Annotated in this window: 17 protein-coding genes and 2 pseudogenes; 14 read left to right on the top strand and 5 right to left on the bottom strand. The window is 57.4% G+C overall.

Features of this window, described 5'->3' with window-relative positions; all coding sequences use genetic code 11:
• Positions 1–43: 43 nt before the first annotated feature.
• The 11 genes and pseudogenes from ACR0C6_RS09395 to ACR0C6_RS09345 all read left to right on the top strand — a co-directional run bounded on the left by ACR0C6_RS09395 (position 44) and on the right by ACR0C6_RS09345 (position 10,103).
• Entirely contained in the window at positions 44–1,075 is a 1,032-nt protein-coding gene (locus ACR0C6_RS09395) for a sterol desaturase family protein (RefSeq protein WP_480618956.1), read from the top strand.
• A gap of 166 nt (positions 1,076–1,241) precedes the next feature.
• The gene (locus ACR0C6_RS09390) at positions 1,242–2,057 is read left to right on the top strand and encodes a PaaX family transcriptional regulator C-terminal domain-containing protein (RefSeq protein ID WP_480618954.1); all 816 of its coding nucleotides are present in this window, start codon (positions 1,242–1,244) and stop codon (positions 2,055–2,057) included.
• Between the two features lie 231 nt (positions 2,058–2,288).
• The gene (pcaF, locus tag ACR0C6_RS09385) at positions 2,289–3,491 is read left to right on the top strand and encodes a 3-oxoadipyl-CoA thiolase (protein ID WP_480618952.1); all 1,203 of its coding nucleotides are present in this window, start codon (positions 2,289–2,291) and stop codon (positions 3,489–3,491) included.
• A gap of 15 nt (positions 3,492–3,506) precedes the next feature.
• Positions 3,507–4,484 (top strand): 1,2-phenylacetyl-CoA epoxidase subunit PaaA, encoded by a 978-nt coding sequence (gene paaA / locus ACR0C6_RS09380; protein ID WP_171118422.1) that lies wholly within the window; start codon positions 3,507–3,509, stop codon positions 4,482–4,484.
• Between the two features lie 23 nt (positions 4,485–4,507).
• Positions 4,508–4,792 (top strand): 1,2-phenylacetyl-CoA epoxidase subunit PaaB, encoded by a 285-nt coding sequence (gene paaB, locus ACR0C6_RS09375; protein ID WP_171118424.1) that lies wholly within the window; start codon positions 4,508–4,510, stop codon positions 4,790–4,792.
• Entirely contained in the window at positions 4,792–5,550 is a 759-nt protein-coding gene (gene paaC / locus ACR0C6_RS09370; RefSeq protein WP_171229246.1) for a 1,2-phenylacetyl-CoA epoxidase subunit PaaC, read from the top strand. The genes paaB and paaC overlap by 1 nt, the downstream gene beginning before the upstream one ends.
• A gap of 6 nt (positions 5,551–5,556) precedes the next feature.
• On the top strand, positions 5,557–6,015 hold the full coding sequence (gene paaD / locus ACR0C6_RS09365; protein ID WP_171229245.1) for a 1,2-phenylacetyl-CoA epoxidase subunit PaaD: 459 nt from the start codon (positions 5,557–5,559) through the stop codon (positions 6,013–6,015).
• 13 nt (positions 6,016–6,028) lie between these two features.
• Positions 6,029–7,102 carry a 1,2-phenylacetyl-CoA epoxidase subunit PaaE gene (gene paaE / locus ACR0C6_RS09360; protein WP_480618950.1) on the top strand — a complete coding sequence of 358 codons (1,074 nt, stop codon included), beginning with the start codon at positions 6,029–6,031 and terminating at the stop codon, positions 7,100–7,102.
• A gap of 13 nt (positions 7,103–7,115) precedes the next feature.
• A complete protein-coding gene (locus ACR0C6_RS09355) occupies positions 7,116–7,877 on the top strand; it encodes a Phenylacetic acid catabolic protein (protein WP_152460127.1) in 762 nt (253 codons plus the stop codon).
• 81 nt (positions 7,878–7,958) lie between these two features.
• A pseudogene (locus ACR0C6_RS09350) lies at positions 7,959–8,216 on the top strand (transposase); the annotation flags it as partial.
• A gap of 255 nt (positions 8,217–8,471) precedes the next feature.
• Positions 8,472–10,103, top strand: coding sequence for a bifunctional aspartate transaminase/aspartate 4-decarboxylase (locus tag ACR0C6_RS09345; RefSeq protein WP_480618948.1), 1,632 nt, complete (start codon positions 8,472–8,474; stop codon positions 10,101–10,103).
• A gap of 117 nt (positions 10,104–10,220) precedes the next feature.
• On the opposite strand, the gene aspT is transcribed toward ACR0C6_RS09345, so the two are convergent.
• The 3 genes and pseudogenes from aspT to ACR0C6_RS09330 all read right to left on the bottom strand — a co-directional run bounded on the left by aspT (position 10,221) and on the right by ACR0C6_RS09330 (position 14,045).
• On the bottom strand, positions 10,221–11,921 hold the full coding sequence (aspT, locus tag ACR0C6_RS09340) for an aspartate-alanine antiporter (protein ID WP_480618946.1): 1,701 nt from the start codon (positions 11,919–11,921) through the stop codon (positions 10,221–10,223).
• A gap of 235 nt (positions 11,922–12,156) precedes the next feature.
• A pseudogene (locus tag ACR0C6_RS09335) lies at positions 12,157–12,764 on the bottom strand (transposase).
• A 189-nt stretch (positions 12,765–12,953) separates the two neighbouring features.
• A complete protein-coding gene (locus ACR0C6_RS09330; RefSeq protein WP_480618944.1) occupies positions 12,954–14,045 on the bottom strand; it encodes a zinc ABC transporter substrate-binding protein in 1,092 nt (363 codons plus the stop codon).
• Positions 14,046–14,102: 57 nt separating this feature from the next.
• On the opposite strand from ACR0C6_RS09330, the gene ACR0C6_RS09325 reads away from it, so the two are divergent.
• The 3 genes from ACR0C6_RS09325 to ACR0C6_RS09315 are packed head-to-tail and all read left to right on the top strand — an operon-like array spanning position 14,103 to position 16,155.
• A complete protein-coding gene (locus tag ACR0C6_RS09325; protein ID WP_480618942.1) occupies positions 14,103–14,615 on the top strand; it encodes a transcriptional repressor in 513 nt (170 codons plus the stop codon).
• Between the two features lie 2 nt (positions 14,616–14,617).
• The gene (locus tag ACR0C6_RS09320; protein WP_152460133.1) at positions 14,618–15,358 is read left to right on the top strand and encodes a metal ABC transporter ATP-binding protein; all 741 of its coding nucleotides are present in this window, start codon (positions 14,618–14,620) and stop codon (positions 15,356–15,358) included.
• Complete coding sequence (locus ACR0C6_RS09315; protein WP_480619243.1) at positions 15,358–16,155, top strand: metal ABC transporter permease; 798 nt, start codon at positions 15,358–15,360, stop codon at positions 16,153–16,155. The genes ACR0C6_RS09320 and ACR0C6_RS09315 overlap by 1 nt, the downstream gene beginning before the upstream one ends.
• 124 nt (positions 16,156–16,279) lie before the next feature.
• Here the strand turns inward: ACR0C6_RS09315 and ACR0C6_RS09310 are convergent, their stop codons facing one another.
• A complete protein-coding gene (locus tag ACR0C6_RS09310) occupies positions 16,280–17,353 on the bottom strand; it encodes a BMP family ABC transporter substrate-binding protein (protein WP_152460134.1) in 1,074 nt (357 codons plus the stop codon).
• 31 nt (positions 17,354–17,384) lie between these two features.
• On the bottom strand, positions 17,385–18,305 hold the full coding sequence (locus ACR0C6_RS09305; protein ID WP_171232333.1) for an ABC transporter permease: 921 nt from the start codon (positions 18,303–18,305) through the stop codon (positions 17,385–17,387).
• Positions 18,306–18,308: the final 3 nt, after the last annotated feature.

The raw sequence follows: 18,308 nt of genomic DNA, 5'->3' as shown, positions 1-18,308 counted from the left end.
CTGGTCCTGAAAAAGGCGACTTTATTCAGGAAAGGACAATCACGTGACGACCCAAGATGCGAACCTTCAGGGCACCACCAAGGTACGCCCCGCGCCCGGCCCCATGAGCCGCGAATGGCATTGGCACCCGGACTTGCCGGTGATATACGCCCCGTACTGGAACTGGCCGCCGAAAATCGGCGTCCTGGCGAAATGGGTTTGGCAGAACTGGCTTCAGTTCTCGGACCGCTCGATCTTTCTGGCCTTGGCCTTCCTAGTGGCCTTCTGGGTACAACCCGTCGATGCCGGGCAGGCCTCGTTTGCCTCGGGCTGGATGTCATGGGTATTCATTCGGAACTGGGTGCTGCTGTTGATCGTCGCCGGTGGTCTGCACATGTGGTTCTACGGCGTTGACGGGCAGGGAAAGCTGCTGAAATACGACCCACGGCCTTACATGAAGCGCCAGAACGCTTTGTACAAGTTCGGCTATCAGACCTGGGACAACATCTACCATTCGATGGTCTTTGGCGCGACATTCCTGTCGATGCTGGAGTGCTTTCTGCGCTGGATGTATGCCAACGACTATATCGCCACGCTCAGCTTCACGGCGCATCCGGTCTGGTTCGTGCTGCTGTTTCCGATCCTGGCGATCTGGCAGAGCTTTCATTTCTACGTGGTGCATCTATTTCTGCATCAGCCATTCATCTACAGACATGTTCACGCCGTGCATCACCGCAACGTCAACACCGGCCCATGGTCGGGCATGTCGATGCATCCGGTCGAGGCTTTGGGGTATCTCAGTGCCATCCTGATCGTGCTGGTGCTGCCCAGCAACCCGGTGCACATGATCTTTCTGGGGTATTGGCTGATGTTGGGTGCCGCCTCGTCTCATTCCGGGTACGAGGCCATCTGGGCGCGCGACCGTCAGGCGTTGTTGATCGGGGCGTTTTTCCACCAGTTGCATCACCGGTATTACGAATGCAATTACGGCAACGCGGAAATGCCCTGGGACAAGTGGTTCGGAACCTATCACGATGGCTCGGAAGAGGCCACGAAACGAACTCGCAACCGCAAACGTGACATGCACGCCAAATAGAGCGGCAGGCAACGCGGCGCGCGCAGGTGGCGCTGCCTCGGCCGATCATTTGTCTTGCCCGACAACGCTTGACTGAACCGACCCCGTTGGCGAAATCCTGACCCTGAACGAAACTGGGCGCGTGGGGCCGGATGGCATTTCCTTCGGGCCCGATTATACTGGGCAAATGAAAGATACCGCTCCAGACTGGTTTGAAACCTGTGTCAGCCGGCTGACCACGACAAGCACCCAGCGGGTGTGGTCTGTTCTGGTCACGATTTTCGGCGATCTGGCGCAGGATGGATCAGATCAGATCAGCGGATCACTCATCACCGCGCTTACGCGTCTGGCGGGGATCAGGGCCGAGGCCACGCGGGTTGCCTTGCATCGGTTGCGCAAGGAAGGCTGGATTGAAAGCACGCGGGTTGGTCGGAACAGTGTACACAGGCTGACCAGCTTTGGCCGCCGTCAAAGCGTTGCAGCCGCGCCGCGTATCTATTCCCGCGACCCGAACATGCCTGATATCTGGCATGTCCTCATCGCCAGCAACTCGGAAAGTTCCCGAAAGGAATTGTCGGACCTGATGCTGACAGGGGATTACTTCTCGCTGAATGCGTCCACGGCCATGGCGCCCGGGCCGATGCCGAATGATCTTGAAGAGCTTCTGGGTTTCGAGAGCGACACGATGTCCGTCCCGAACTGGCTTCGCGACCTGTGCGGGCCGGAGCCGTTGAAAACCGCCTATGATCAGTTCTGGGATGCCATTCAGGTGGTTGAGCGGCTTTTGCCCGCAGAGGGGGCGGGCGATCCGATGCGTTCGGCGGTTCTGCGCGTACTGGTGGTGCATGCCTGGCGTCGTATCGTTCTGCGCCACCCAAGCCTGCCACCGGTTTTCCTGCCGGACGATTGGAAAGGCGCCGCATGCAGAGAAGCTGTCTCGCACTTGTTGGACAGGCTGCCGCGCCCTTCGCTATCGAGCTTGGAAGCCGAGCTGATGGACTGACCCACAGCGGGGCAAAGTTCGGGCGAGCTGTTGGATGTCCTGCCATCGCGAAGGGCTGCGTCGTCTTTTTTGCGGTCAAGAAAACCTCTTTGGTCAGCAGTCACCTTTAATGTTACAAGATGTGCGGCGCATGGGAAGATTGAGTAACATAAGACTTGCATCGAATCAGGGGAAGATTTATTAACCGACCAGACGGTTGATATTGTTCCGTGGGAACAGGAGTACTCTAAGATGGACGCTTTCATTTGTGACGCGACGCGCACTCCGATCGGACGCTACGGAGGAGCGCTTTCGTCGGTCCGCACAGATGATCTGGCTGCTCTGCCGTTGGCGGCGCTGAAGGCGCGCAACCCTCAGGTCGACTGGGCCAGTGTTGACGACGTGATCTATGGCGATGCCAATCAGGCGGGCGAGAGCAACCGAAACGTTGCGCGTATGGCGGCGCTGTTGGCGGGTTTGCCGATTGATGTGCCGGGAACGACGGTGAACCGTCTGTGTGCCAGCGGCATGGATGCCGTGGGAATGGCGGCGCGCGGCATCAAGGCGGGCGACTATGATTTGGTCATTGCGGGTGGCGTGGAAAGCATGTCACGCGCGCCGTTCGTGATGCCCAAGGCAAGTTCGGCGTTCACTCGCAGCAACGCGGTTTACGACACCACGATCGGATGGCGTTTCGTGAACCCGAAGATGAAGCAGGCATACGGCGTCGACTCCATGCCGAAAACGGCCGACAATGTCGCCGAAGATTATGGTATCAGCCGGGAAGACCAGGATGCCTTTGCCGCGCGCAGCCAGTCCCGCTGGGCCGCCGCGCATGCCGCTGGGGTGTTCAAGGATGAAATTACCCCGGTTTCGGTTCCCCAGCGCAAGGGCGATCCGATTGTCGTTGATACGGACGAGCACCCGCGCCCGGGAACTACGGCAGAAAAACTCGCGGGTCTGAAAGGTGTGAACGGGCCCGACAAAACCGTGACGGCGGGAAATGCGTCCGGTGTGAATGATGGCGCGGCGGCGATCCTGATGGCGAATGAGGCCACGGCAGCCCAGAACGGTCTGACCCCGATGGCCCGTGTGGTTGGCATGTCGGTTGCGGGTGTTGCGCCACGTGTGATGGGCATCGGCCCGGTGCCGGCCAGCCGCAAGGTGTTGGCCCGGGCAGGGCTGAGCGTGGATCAGATGGACGTGATCGAACTGAACGAGGCGTTTGCGTCTCAGGGCCTTGCCACCTTGCGCGAGCTGGGTCTTCCCGACGACGCGCCTCACGTGAACCCCAACGGTGGCGCAATAGCGCTGGGCCATCCCCTTGGCATGAGCGGTGCGCGTCTTGTGCTGACTGCGGCCTATCAATTGAAACGTACCGGCGGGCGCTATGCCCTGTGCACCATGTGTGTGGGTGTCGGGCAGGGTGCGGCCCTTATACTTGAACGCGTGTAACGGAGGAGACGGGACATGTATGCTCAGATGGTAGAATCCGAAGCGTCGAATGAAGATCCGGACAAGCTAGCTGAATTCCAGGCGCGGATCGACGCGGATATCAAGATCGAGCCAAAGGACTGGATGCCGCACGGGTATCGGAAGACGCTGATCCGTCAGATTGGACAGCACGCTCATTCCGAGATTGTGGGCCAATTGCCCGAAGGCAACTGGATCACGCGCGCGCCGACGCTGGAGCGGAAGGCGATCCTTCTCGCCAAGGTGCAGGACGAGGCCGGGCACGGTCTTTACCTGTATTGTGCCGCCGAAACGTTGGGCGTCAGCCGCGATGAACTGACCGAGATGCTGCTGGATGGCCGCATGAAATACTCGTCGATCTTCAATTACCCGACCTTGAACTGGGCCGATATCGGTGCCGTCGGGTGGCTGGTTGACGGTGCGGCGATCATGAACCAGGTGCCGCTGCAAAGAACGTCCTACGGGCCGTATTCGCGCGCCATGATCCGCATCTGCAAGGAAGAAAGCTTTCACCAGCGCCAGGGTTACGATGCCATTCGCAAAATGGCCGAAGGTACGCCCGAACAACGCAAGATGGCGCAGGATGCGATGAACCGCTTCTGGTACCCGTCACTGATGATGTTCGGTCCGTCCGACAAGGACTCGGTGCATTCGGCCCAGTCGATGGCGTGGAAGATCAAGATCAACACCAATGACGAGCTGCGTCAGAAATTCGTCGACCAGACCGTGCCGCAGGCTGAATATCTGGGTCTGACAATCCCCGATCCGGATCTGAAGTGGAACGAAGAGCGGGGGCATTACGACTTTACCGAACCCGACTGGTCGGAATTCTTTGACGTGATCAAGGGCAACGGCCCCTGCAACGTGGATCGGCTGGCCGCGCGCAACAAGGCATGGGACGACGGCAAGTGGGTCCGTGACGGGCTGCTGGCCCACGCCCGCAAGAAACAGGCCGGCAATCTGGCTGCTGAATAAGCTTACCCTGAGGAGGATACCCGATGAATACCGAATGGCCCCTGTGGGAAATCTTCATCCGCGGTCAGCATGGGATGAGCCACCGACATGTCGGTTCGCTACATGCCCCTGACGCGGAAATGGCAATCAAGAACGCGCGCGATGTCTACACCCGCCGCAACGAAGGCGTCTCGATCTGGGTGGTCGAAGCCAACAACATCTCGGCGTCGTCGCCCAGCGACAAAGGCCCGCTGTACGAACCGAGCCAAAGCAAAGTTTACCGCCACCCGACTTTCTTCGACATTCCCGATGAAGTGGGGGCAATGTGATGACCCGGGACGAGGCATTTCTGCAATTCCTGCTGCGGATGGGGGACAACACCCTGATCCTCGGCCATCGTGTCAGTGAGTGGTGCGGCCATGCGCCGGTTCTGGAAGAAGACATAGCGCTGGCCAACACCGCGCTGGACCTGATTGGCCAGACCCAGATGTGGCTGGGCCTTGCGGGAGAGGCCGATGGTGGCAAAAGCGCCGACGAGCTGGCTTTCCTGCGCGACGCCTGGGATTTCCGCAACGTGTTGCTGGTCGAAGTGCCGAACGGCGATTTCGGCCGTACGCTGATGCGTCAATTCCTGTTCGATGCGTGGCACTCGATCATGCTGGGGCGCCTGATGGCTTCCTCGGACGAGCGGGTCGCGGCAATCGCCGCCAAGGCCAGCAAGGAAGTGACCTACCATCTGGAACGTTCGGGCGACACGGTTGTCGGGCTTGGTGATGGAACCGAGGAAAGCCATGCCCGGATGCAGGATGCTCTGGATTACCTGTGGCCCTATGTGGGCGAGATGTTTGCCAGCGACGAGGTGGACGCCCAGATGGTCGCCGCAGGGATCGCTCCGAATCCGGCGGATTTGCGAGAGGAATACGACGCTCTGGTTGAGCGGGTCCTCAATCAGGCAACTCTGACCATTCCGGAAAGCCGTTTTGCCCATAAAGGCGGCCGCGACGGGCGCATGCATACCGAACATCTGGGCCATCTGCTGACGCAGATGCAATGGCTGCAACGCGCCTATCCCGGAGCAAAGTGGTAAAAGCGGATGCGGGTCTCGACTGACCAGATATGGAGCTGGCTGGATGCCGTGCCCGATCCCGAAATCCCGGTGATCTCCGTCGTGGATTTGGGCATTGTGCGCGATGTGCGCTGGGACGCTGACACGCTGGTCGTAACCGTCACGCCAACGTATTCCGGTTGCCCGGCGACATCCATCATTAGTATGGATATCGAAACCGCCCTGCGCGATCACGGCATCGGGGATCTGCTCATAGAAACCAGCATTTCACCCGCCTGGACCACCGATTGGCTCAGCGAAAAAGGCCGCGCCAAGCTGGAAGATTATGGCATTGCGCCGCCGCAACCCGCGGGCGGCCCGGATCGCTGTCCCCATTGCGGCAGTAAAGCAGTCGAAAAGGTCAGCCAGTTCGGCTCGACCCCGTGCAAGGCCCATTGGCGCTGCGCGGACTGTCTGGAACCCTTTGACTATTTCAAGTGCATCTGAGGAGGAGCACCGGATGGCACGTTTTCACGACCTGAAAGTCACCGACATCCACAAAACCATCCGCGATGCGGTTGTCGTTACGCTTGAGCCCGTTAACGGCGCAGCGGAACAGTTCGACTTCGCCGCCGGCCAGTACCTGACGTTCCGGCGCGAATTCGACGGTGAAGAACTGCGCCGCTCCTACTCCATCTGTGCCGGCAAGGATGACGGTGTTCTTAAGGTTGGCATAAAACGTGTCGAGGGTGGCGCATTCTCAAGCTGGGCAAATGAAGAGCTCAACATAGGTGACGTCGTGCAGGCGATGCCGCCAATGGGCAATTTCCACGTACCCATCGATGCGGATGCGGAAAAACAATACCTTGGCTTCGCCGGCGGATCGGGGATCACGCCTGTTCTGTCGATCCTCAAAACCACATTGGCGCGCGAACCCAAATCCCGATTTACGCTGATCTATGCCAACAAGGGCATCAACACGATCATGTTCCGCGAGGAACTGGAGGATCTGAAGAACCTATATATGGGTCGGCTGAACGTCATCCACATTCTGGAAACCGACGCGCAGGAGATTGACCTGTTTACCGGTCTGGTAACGCAGGAAAAATGCCGCGAGCTGTTCAAGCACTGGATCGATGTCAAGAATGCAGACACCGCATTCATCTGCGGACCAGAGCCGATGATGCTGGGTATTGCCGCCGCTCTGCGGGAACACGGACTTGAGGACAGCCAGATCAAGTTCGAACTCTTCGCAAGCGCCCAGCCGGGTCGGGCCAGGCGCAAGACAGACGCCGCCGACGCAGGCACGCAGGCAAACCAGACCAGTGCTTCGATCACACTGGACGGCGCGACGCAGACCGTCACCTTGCCGAAGGATCAGTCCATTCTGGATGCCGCCCTGGAAAATGCCATGGACGCGCCTTACGCCTGCAAGGCCGGGGTCTGTTCAACCTGCCGCTGCCGTGTTCTTGAGGGCGAAGTCGAGATGCTCGCCAATCACGCGCTGGAAGATTACGAGGTCGAAAAAGGTTACGTGCTGAGTTGTCAGGCTTACCCGGTGACCGACCGCGTGGTCGTGGACTACGACCAGTAAAGGGAGAGGATCAATGACCGACGCCATGACACTTGACAGCTACCTGGCCGCAGGCGGAGTGCTGACCAATCCGACCAACGTACCGCCGCGTTACCGCGCCGAACTGATGAAACTGATGGCTACGTTTGTGGACAGCGAACTCGCAGGTGCCGCGGGCTTTGCTGATGTCATCAACCAGGGCCCCGGCATAAAGGAACGCATCGCGGCGGCGAAGATCGTGTTGGAAAAGACGGACCATGCGGATCGGGTTCTGAAAATCATGGGTGAGTTCGGCGCCGACACGGATCGTTATGCCACGCATCACCCGTGGACTGCCCGGTTGGATCGAAAAGCGGATATCGGCGCGACCCGCAGCGAACATGACATGCGGCTTGCGGTGTTCAATTATCCGATTTCCGGTTGGACTGATGCCGTCGTCATGAACCTGCTGATGAGCCGTGCCGTGGCAGAGCAACTGGCGGAGTTCTCGACCGTCTCTTACCAGCCACTGGCCGAGGCTTTCCGGCAGATCGCACCGATCGAGGCGCATCACGGCGAACTGGCGTTGGAAGGCGCTGTGAAGCTGGTTGAAAACGGAGCGTCGCAAGACATGCAAGACGCTGTGGACTATTGGTGGCCACGCGTAGCAGTGTCTTTCGGGAGGGATGACCCGAACCGATTTGAGCATCTGAGATCACTTGGTTTGCGCCATAGCACCAACGCTGCCCTTCGGGAACGTTGGGCTCGGTCAGCGGACGAAGCTCTGAAACAGCTGGGTTTGAAATCACCCTCATAGTGCCACGATGCATCCAATTTCAAGGTACTTCAGGGTACACGTCCTAGAAAACAGAGCGGTGAAACGGGTGATCCTTTCTGGTTGACCGACGAGCAGGTGGCCAGGCTCGCCCCCTTCTTAGCGGAGACGCTTGGCACGCCTAGGGTCGATGACAAACGGGTATTGAGCGGGATTATCTCCATTAATCGCAACTGTTCGCGGTGGCGCGACGTTCCCGAGAAATACAGAGCGCACAACTCGCTTTACAGCCGGAGAAAGCGTTGGTGCGAGAAAGGTATCTTCGCCGGAATGCTGGCCGGCCTTGTTGCCGGGCAGGGCGAGAAGAAGACTGTGATGATCCCTATCGTGACATCATTGGCGTGCTACCCTGTTGGGCAATAGGCGCGACCTGTTTCAGGATATTTCAATCAGCGATCGCACCCGCAGCAACAGTCGTTTACTGGTTAGGAATCGCGACCCCAGAGCCTGTTTTGAAGTTCATGGTTTTCTTTTCGTCGGTCGCTCCATTCTGATAGTTCTGTTTACATTTGCTCATCACCTTGCATACGATCCGGTTGAATTCTTTCGATTGTTCTAACGCAAAGGTTTGATGCCATGGCAGAAACGCTGGACCTGCATAAGTTCGAGAACCTAAGTCCTTTCCAGATCAAAGACGAACTCATAAAGCTGGCGCAGAGAGAGTCGCGCCAAATGGCGCTGCCATATTTGAACGCAGGGCGCGGCAACCCGAATTGGATCGCTACCAAGGCACGAGAGGCGTTCTTCCTTTTGGGTCAGTTCGCGATGACCGAGGCACAGCGACATCGCAATGAACCACAAGTTGGACTAGCCGGTATGCCACAAGGGCCGGGATGTTACGAACGGCTCAAGGCATACTGCGCCGAAACGTCGGAAAAAAACGGTCCTCCAGGTGCAGATACTTTGGTGGCCGTGGTGGATTTTGCGATTGAAAAATTTGGTTTCACAGCAGACGATTTCGTACTCGAATTGACCGACGGTATCATTGGCGACCACTACCCGATGCCGGACAGGTGCTTGGAACACAATGAGGCGATCGTCCACGAATACGTGATGTGGGCGATGTGCGCAGGCCATCGGCCCGACGCAAAGTTCGATATCTACGCAGTAGAGGGCGGAACTGCTGCGATGTGCTATATTTTCAAGGCACTTAAGAACCAGCGGTTGCTTAATGCAGGCGACACAATTGCATTGGGCACGCCGATCTTCACGCCTTATCTGGAAATGCCGGTGCTTGAAGATTACGGGTTGAATACTGTGGATGTGTCTTCTGCTGAAGAAGATCATTTTCAACTTAACGACAACGATTTTGAACTGCTGGCCGATCCCAAAGTCAAAGCGCTGTTCTTGGTCAACCCAGGGAATCCATCCTCTGTCGCGATCAGCCCCGAAGTCATGACCCGACTTGTGGACTTCGTAAAGACCCGCCGTCCTGACCTGATCATATTGACAGATGATGTCTACGGCACCTTCGTACCTGACTTTCAATCGGTGATGGGGCATCTTCCTGAAAATACGATCGGGGTTTACTCCTACTCGAAGTATTTTGGTTGCACGGGCTGGCGTCTGGGCGCAATTCTAGTGGCCGAGAACAACATCTTCGACAAGATGATTGCTGAGGCACCGGACGAGACCAAAGCTGTGGTGAACGCCCGGTATGAATCGCTGACCCCCGACCCGTCCTCGTTCAAGTTCATTGATCGGATTGTCGCCGACAGCCGGGATGTCGCACTAAATCACACTGCGGGTCTGTCGGTGCCACAACAAGTGATGATGACATTGTTCTCGCTTGTCGAGTTGATGGACCACGAGAAAGCTTATCAGAAGTTCTGTTGGGGTATCTTGAAGCACCGTTTTGATGAACTGGTCGACGGATTGGGCGTTGAAGTCGCCGACAACCCGTTGTTCGACAAGTATTATGGCATCATAGATTTCGAGTTCTGGCTGCGGAAATACGTCGGCGAAGATGTGGTTGAATGGATCAAGGAAAACGTTCACCCGTTGGATATCTCGTTCAAACTGGCACAGGACCACGGGATCGTGCTGTTGAACGGGTCCGGTTTTGATGCGCCCAACTGGTCTGCACGCGTGTCTTTCGCCAATTTGGACGACAGCGCCTATCGCCAGATCGGTCGCGCTGTACGGGCTGTGGCCGTTGGATATGTGCAGGCTTATCGCGCGTCAAAAGGATTGCCGTTGCACGGTTAAATACATGGCCGCTGAGGACGCAGGCGACTCAAACTATCAGCCTGTCTTCTCAGCGGGTCATGCCCTAGCCGCACGCCACATAGTCGCGTTCGACAGTTGAGGTCATTCTGAAGCGACTTACGGTACGAACGCCACAACGAGCGGGCCCCAGAGCGTCAAAAAGATATTTGCAACCGCATAGGTCATGGTGAACGCTGGCGTGGGGGTGGAGTTCCCTGCCTTTTCAAGCAACGTGGCAAACCCCGGGTTCCCGGACCGGGACCCGGTAACAACCGCGCAGGCTTCGACCGGGTTTTTGATGCGCAAGACATAGTAGTTAATAGGGAATTGAACAATCATTGGCATCATTGTGACCAGGACTCCCAACAGAAGCAGGGTAACGCCGTACTGTTGAATTGCTTCCAGAGCAGGTTTACCGGCATTCAAACCAACAACCCCGACGAATACCGCCAATCCGAAACTCTGCAGAAAATTTGCGGCCCCATGGTTGATCCCGCCGATCTTGGGTCGGCGAATACGCAAATACCCGATTATCAACCCTGTCACGAGGCACCCAAGGCCCGAGCCGAGCGACACTTTGGTTCCAGCGATCACGAAGCTGATTTCGCCAATCAAATAGCCAATTGCCACACCAATCCCCAGCGCGATGAAATTTGTGGCCGAAGCCAATGGCGGTACGTATCCCGCCTCTTTTGCCGCTCGGTTCAAGTCGTCTTTGTGGCCGACGATGCAGATCTCATCGCCTGCATGAATTTCGGTATTTTGCAACACCGGCACTTCGTGACCCATTCGGGTAATTTTTGAGATGTGAACGCCGCGTCGTTGATCGGCTGTTACGGCTTCGCGCAATTCGGCAAGAGTTTTACCTGTCAGTTTCCGATTAGTGACAACAACATTTCGACGTTCTTCCACCACCGTCAATTCAGGTGGGTACTCACCAATTTCTCCGCTTGCACTACCTTCGAACCGGGTCAGGGTTGTAACAAGCCCCGATACAACGATGACGTCTCCTGGGCTGATAACCATGTCCGGTTTCGGATCTAACGGGGCACCTTCATGCAGAATTTTCTCGACGATCAGGTCGCCGTCGTAAGTGTTTTCGATGGATTTAACTGACTCTCCTGCAATCGAGGCGTCGGAACCTACCTGATAGGCGCGGGCGTTAAAGCGGTTCATTGGGAGGAACTCGCCTTCTTCCAGTTTGCGGCCACCTCCGCTGAGTTTTTGGGCCAGCTTAATCGCCTCTTTACGCAGATCCACGCGCATTATGATTGGAATGACACTCACCGCCAAAATTGGCCCGATCGAGCCGAAGATGTAAGTGACTGAATATCCCACGGCGATGTTGGTTTTGAGCTTTTCCGCTTCGTCAGCGGCCAGCCCAAGCAGGTCGATGGCATTTCCAGCGGTACCAATGATTGCGGATTGCGTAAGCCCTCCTGCAGCCAGCCCAGCGGCCAACCCTTTGTCCAACCCAGCCAAACGGGCGACGACCACCACAAAGAAAAGTCCCCAGACAGTCATCATAAATGCAGCCAGTAACTTGGTAAGTGCGGTTCGGTTCAGAGCTGCAAAAAATTGAGGGCCACCATTATAGCCGACCATAAAAATGAAAAGAGAGAAGAAAATATTCTGGACATCGGTGCTTAGGTTAATGCCCCCGATTTGACCTACAAGAACGGCCACCAAAAGGGTTCCGGCGATGCCACCAAGTTCGAACTTGCCGACCCTGAACTTTCCAACGCCATAACCTAAGCCCAGACAAAGAAACAGCGCCATAATCGGGAAGGTACGAAGCTGCTCAGAAATCAATTCCATTTTGAAATCTCCTGCGTCTCTCTTCAGGGTCGTTCCGATCAAGATACAGTGACTAACTATATTGAAAACAAAAAAAACTACGTGACTGACGTAGCGCGAGGATTTAAGAGCACAGCGCTTTGCATCTCTATTCCGGCGGAAAGGTTTCGAAAAAGAGCTAATGTACTTGGGCGAGGATTCCCAGTCAGTGGATGACGGTTTCTTTGAGTGCGGTCGCTGATTGGAAGACCCCGGATCAACGGTGATGGCGGGTTGCCGCACGCCTCCAATTCTTAAGCCCGCCAAACATAGTCTCGATGCAGTTGCGGCGCTTGTCTTCCTTGACTGGCATCACGGCCAGGTTCCCCAAGCAGCCAATCCACATTTGGGATGCTACTGAGCAGAGTCCGGGCGTCGATGTAATCACTGTCGCTCCCGGCGGTCACGAACAGGTTGAGCGGGCGACCCTGGCCATCGCAGGCGGGCATCAGCTTGGTATTCATGCCGCCCTTGATGCGCCCGATCAGGCAGCCACGCCCCCCTTTTTTCGGCCATACCGGTTTCATTGCGATGTGCCATGAGATAGGTCGCGTCCATTGCCCGGCAGGGGATCGTGGTCTTCCTTTCGCCGTGCCCGGCAACCAGTTCGGCCAACATCCGGGCGGAGATACCCTTCTTGCACCGACGCTTCCACCGGCTGTTAAGCGTCTTGTTAGTTCTGTATTCCTCGGGAGTGTCGCGCCACCGCGAGCCATTGCAGTTGATGAAGACAATCCCGCGAAACACCGGTTTGTCATCCACCCGAGGCCTGCCGTGCGACTTCACGAAGAAGGGGGCGTGCCTAGCGATCTGCGCGCCGGTCAACCAGAAAAAATGACGTGTGTCACCGCTTCGTTTTCAAGCCGTGAACCGTGCCGCGCAGTGAATACGGATGCACCATGGCATCATATATGAAGTAGCTGCCGATTATTTCGTTCTGCGAGTTGATCCGCCCTGTCTTCTGGAAGGTTGAACCCGGCCAGTTTCTAAAACTGAACCGGGCTTGCAACAGGGTCAGAGACACTCGGCCAGAGTTTTTGCCATATTGAGAATGACTTGCGGGTAGAGATCGGCTCCGGGTTCCAGATCAGAGCCCAGCGGATCGATTACGCCCGTCTTGGCCTCGGTGCCGTCCAGCACGGTTTTGACCATGCCGGGGTTGAATTGCGGCTCGGCGAGAACGCAGTTGATACCTTCTTCGCGGATACGGGTTTGAATCTCGGCGATACGAGCCGGGCTCGGGTCCGAGGCGTCGGCGATGGAAATCGCACCTGCGGCCGGAAAGTCAAATGCATCCTCGAAATACTGGTAGGCGTCGTGGAACACGACGAAGCTTCCTCCGCGAACTGGTCCAAGCGTCTCGGCCACTTGTGCGGACAGCGCGGCCATTTCAGCGCGCGCGGCTGCGGCATTGGCAAAATATGCACCTGCATTGTCCGGGTCGGCAGACGACAGCTGCGCGGCGATCAGATTCAGCCAGGTTTCAGCATTTGCCGGTGAAAGCCATGCATGTGGGTCGTGCGCACCATGCGCGTGATCATGATGCTCATTATGTTTGTCTTGATCGGCATGGTCTTCGTGATCGTGATCATCATCCTTGGCGTGGTCTTCGTGATCATGCTCGTGGTCATCATCCTTTGCATGGTCGTCGTGACCATGTTCATGATCATCATGATCGTGCCCGTCGTCTTCGATGTGCTCATCATCATGATCATGTTCGTCTTCGCCGCCATGATCATGTGCCTCGAAAACAGCGCTTTCGCGGAACTCCAGAAGAACGGTACCATCTGCGTCAAGAAGGGACGTGACCGTCGCACTGTCGGCAAGGGTTTCGATGGCGTTTTCCATCCAAGGTGTCAGGTCTTCTCCTACCCAGAACACCAGATCGGCATCCTGCAATGCGGCCGCCTCGGACGGGCGCAGGTTGTATTCATGAGGCGAGGCACCTGGTGCGACGATCAGGGCCGGTGTTCCGACGCCGTCCATAACCCGGGAAACGAGCGAGTGGATCGGTGCGATATCGACCGCGACGTTCGGAACGTCCGCAATGGCCGTTCCTCCCATCAATGCAACCGTGATCGAAACTGGAAGAAGCTTTCTGGACATCAGACCCTCTGTGTGATTTTATAACGTTACGAGTGGCAATACATGATATGAAATAACATGACAAGCGATACGAACCCTGCCTCTGTCGATGAGGCGGCCCCGGTCGGGTTTCAGGAACATGACCATCAGAGTTGCGTCAAAACTGCGTTGGTATCCGCCGAGGCGCGCTGCGAGGGCGAGGGGCTGCGCCTGACACCGGTTCGCCGCAAGGTCTTGGAAATGCTGCTGCAAGAGCATCGGGCCCTTGGTGCCTATGCAATTCTTGACCGCCTGCGAGAGGAAGGGTTCGGGTCTCAACCTCCGGTCGCCTATCGGGCGCTTGATTTCCTTGTTCAAAACGGCTTCGTTCACAAGATCGAGCGGCTGAATGCATTCGTTGCCTGCTCTCACCCCGGCGCGTCGCATTCGCCGGCATTCATGATTTGCAGAAAGTGCGATGCCGTTGCCGAGGCGCAGTCCATGCCGGTCAAAGGTGTTCTGGGTGCCGCTGCGCGCGCAGCGGGTTTCGAGATCGAGCGAACGGTTGTAGAAGCCGAGGGACTTTGCCCCGACTGCACCGAAAAGGCCTGAAAATGACGCTCGTCTCTGTCGAGAATCTCAGTGTTCGCTATGGTTCAAACACTGTTCTGAGCCATGTGGACATGGCTGTCGAACCCGGCGAGATCGTCACCATCGTCGGGCCGAACGGGTCGGGCAAAACCAGCCTGTTGCGCGCCATCATCGGTGCGACCAGGCCAAGTGCCGGGCATGTATCGCTGAAACCCGGATTGAAGATCGGGTACGTGCCGCAGAAACTGCACGTGGATCCCACGTTGCCAATCTCGGTCGAGCGATTCATGCGACTGACCGACCGTGTCTCCGGCCGTCAGTGTGTCGAGGCATTGGAAAAAGCGGGCGTCCCGGATCTGTTGAAACGTCAGATGTCGCAACTGTCCGGCGGGCAGTTTCAGCGTGTGTTGCTGGCGCGGGCGCTGATCAACCAGCCTGACCTTCTGCTGCTGGATGAGGCAACCCAGGGGCTGGACCAGCGCGGATCAGCGAGTTTCTATCAGCAGATTGAGGCCGTGCGCCGCGAAACCGGATGTGCAATCCTGATGATCAGTCACGAATTGCACGTGGTCATGAGCGCCTCGGACCGGGTGATTTGTCTGAACGGCCATGTGTGCTGTGAAGGATCGCCGGCGGTGGTCGCTTCGGCACCGGAATACCGGGCCTTGTTCGGAACGGGAACAGGCGGAGCGCTTGCTCTGTACCGGCACGAGCATGATCACCATCACGACCATGATGCAAATCCTCAGGAAGCGGCGGAATGATGCTTGACGATTTCATGATGCGTGCAACGCTTGCAGGTATTGGCGTTGCGTTTGCGGCGGCGCCTCTTGGATGTTTCGTGGTGTGGCGCCGCATGGCGTATTTCGGCGACGCAACCGCACATGCCGCGATTCTGGGCGTGGCCCTGTCACTGACCTTTCAGATGTCGATCTTCACCGGTGCGCTGGCTGTTGCGTTGATTATGGCGCTGACGGTCACTTTGTTGGCGGGTCGTGGCTATGCGATGGACACGCTGCTGGGGGTCCTGGCGCATTCTGCTTTGGCTTTCGGTCTGGTTGCCGTTTCGTTTTTGTCCGGCGTCCGCATTGATTTGATGGCATATCTGTTCGGCGATATTCTTGCGGTATCCCGTTCGGATCTGCTTGTGATCTGGGGCGGCGCGGCGCTTGTCGTGGCGCTGATCGCCTGGCGATGGGCTCAGCTTTTGACGGCTACATTGAACGAGGAACTGGCCTATGCCAGTGGGTTCGACCCGAGGCGGGAACAGTTGATTCTGACTCTGTCTCTGGCGGTGACCGTGGCTGTTGCGATCAAGGTCGTGGGGGTATTGCTGATCGCGGCGATGCTGATCATTCCCGCGGCGGCGGCACGAAATCTGGCCCGCTCGCCCGAATCAATGGCGTTGATAGCGGCAGCAATAGGCGCGATGTCCTCGATTGCGGGGTTACGGGCAGCTTATGTGTTCGATACTCCGGCGGGGCCATCAATTGTCTGCGTCGCCGCAGTCTTGTTTGCCTGTCTCAGCGTGGTGGGGTGGCAAAGACAGGGCAGGGTGTGATGGATCTGAGCTCGATTGCGCTGACCAGGTAATCTCATTCGTTGTTCGGCACCTCAGGTGAGCACAGCACAAAAAAGGGCCCGCACACGGATTGCGGGCCCTTTCCGTTCCTTGACGATACAGCTCACTGCGGAATTTCGCCTTCCAACCCTTCAACATAGAAGTTCATGCCTGCCAGCGTGCCATCGTCAGCGGTTTCGCCTTCAGCCAGCCAGTCACTGCCGTCCTGCTTCTTCAGCGGACCGGTGAACGCGTGATAGCTGCCATCTGCAAGGGCCGCCTTCAGGGCCAAAGCCTCTTCCTTGACATCTGCGGGAACCGCGTCCGAAATCTCGCCGATTTCAACCATTCCTGCTCCAATACCGTCCCAGGTGTTGGAAGACGTCCAGGTCCCGTCCATTACCGCTTTTGTCCGCGCGATGTAATAAGGGGCCCAGTTGTCGATGATCGATGACACACGCGGAAGCGGTGCGTACTCGCTCATGTCCGACGCCTGACCGAAGGTGATCACATTGCCGGCCTCTTGCGCTGCTGCTTGCGGCGCTGTCGAATCGGTGTGTTGCAGGATTACGTCCGCGCCCTGTTCGATCAAAACAGTGGCGGCGTCAGCTTCTTTCGCCGGGTCGAACCACGTATAGGCCCAGACGATCTTGAACTCGACATCCGGGTTCACCTTCTTGGCGTGGATATAGGCCGAGTTGATGCCGCGGATCACCTCGGGGATCGGGTAGGAGCCGATATAGCCGATGATGTTCGACTTGGTCATTTTACCGGCGATGTGGCCCTGAACCGCGCGACCTTCGTAGAAACGGGCCGAGTAGACCGAGACATTGTCGGCGGTTTTATAGCCGGTTGCGTGCTCGAATTTCACGTCCGGGAATTTCTTGGCCACGTTGATGGTCGGGTCCATGTAGCCAAACGAGGTGGTAAAGATCAGGTCGGCGCCCTCCAGCGCCATCTGGGTCATCACACGCTCGGCATCCGGGCCTTCGGGAACGGATTCAACGAATACGGTTTCAACCTTGTCGCCAAACTCTTTTTCAACGGCCTGCCGGCCCTTGTCATGTTCATAGGTCCAGCCGCCATCGCCGACCGGGCCGACATAGACGAAACCGACCTTGGTCTTGTCTTCGGCCATGGCCCCCGAGGCCAGACCCAGCGCCATGGCGGCGCTCGTCAGAAGTGTAGTGAATTTCATGTGTTACTCCCCAAGTTGGTACTGTTGGCCCCTAGTGTGAGGCATGGAAGGTCCGGCCCAGCGAGGCAGGTGCGCTGCTCTTGTCGGCCGAAAGGATCACAAGCACAAGGATCGTGATGATATAGGGCGACATTGCCAGATACTCGACGGGAATGGCAACGCCCGCTGCCTGCAAATTAAGCTGCAACACGGTAATGCCGCCGAACAAATAGGCACCCAGCAGAACCCGCCAAGGCTTCCAGCTTGCAAAGACAACAAGGGCCAATGCGATCCAGCCGACGCCGGCGGTCATGCCCTCGGTCCACTGCGGCACGCGGATCAGGCTGATATAGGCCCCGCCCAGACCAGCGCAGGCGCCGCCGAACATGATGGCCAGAATGCGGATCTTGATCACCTTGTAGCCCAGCGCATGCGCGGCATCGTGGTTTTCACCGACTGCCCGCAGGATCAGACCAAGACGGGTGTATTTCAGCACCGCCCAGACGGCCGCCGTGATCGCGATGCCGACATACAGGATTGGGTCATGTTGAAACAGGATCGGACCGACAACCGGAATATCGCTGATCAGCGGAATATGGATGTCGCCCATACTGGGGGGTTTGATCCCCACATAGCTTTGCCCCATCAACGCGCTGAACCCCAGGCCAAACAGGGTCAGCGCCAGACCACTGGCTACCTGATTGGCCAGCGCAAACTGCGTCAGCAAGACGAACAGCAGCGATAGAACAGCGCCGCCGATCGCGGCAGCAACAAAGCCCAGCCAGGGCGAGCCGGTCTCGACCGAAATCGCGAAGCCGCTGATCGCACCGACAATCATCATGCCTTCGACGCCGAGGTTCAGAACGCCTGCTTTCTCAACGACCAGCTCTCCGATCGCGGCCAGCAGCAAGGGGGTCGCGGCCACCATCAGTGAAGCGACCAGAAGTACGGGATTGATTTCACCAAGGTCCATGGG

Source organism: Ruegeria sp. AL12 (assembly GCF_056540885.1).
The sequence above is the reverse complement of the archived record's forward strand: the minus strand, read 5'-3'. Positions and strand labels throughout refer to the sequence as shown.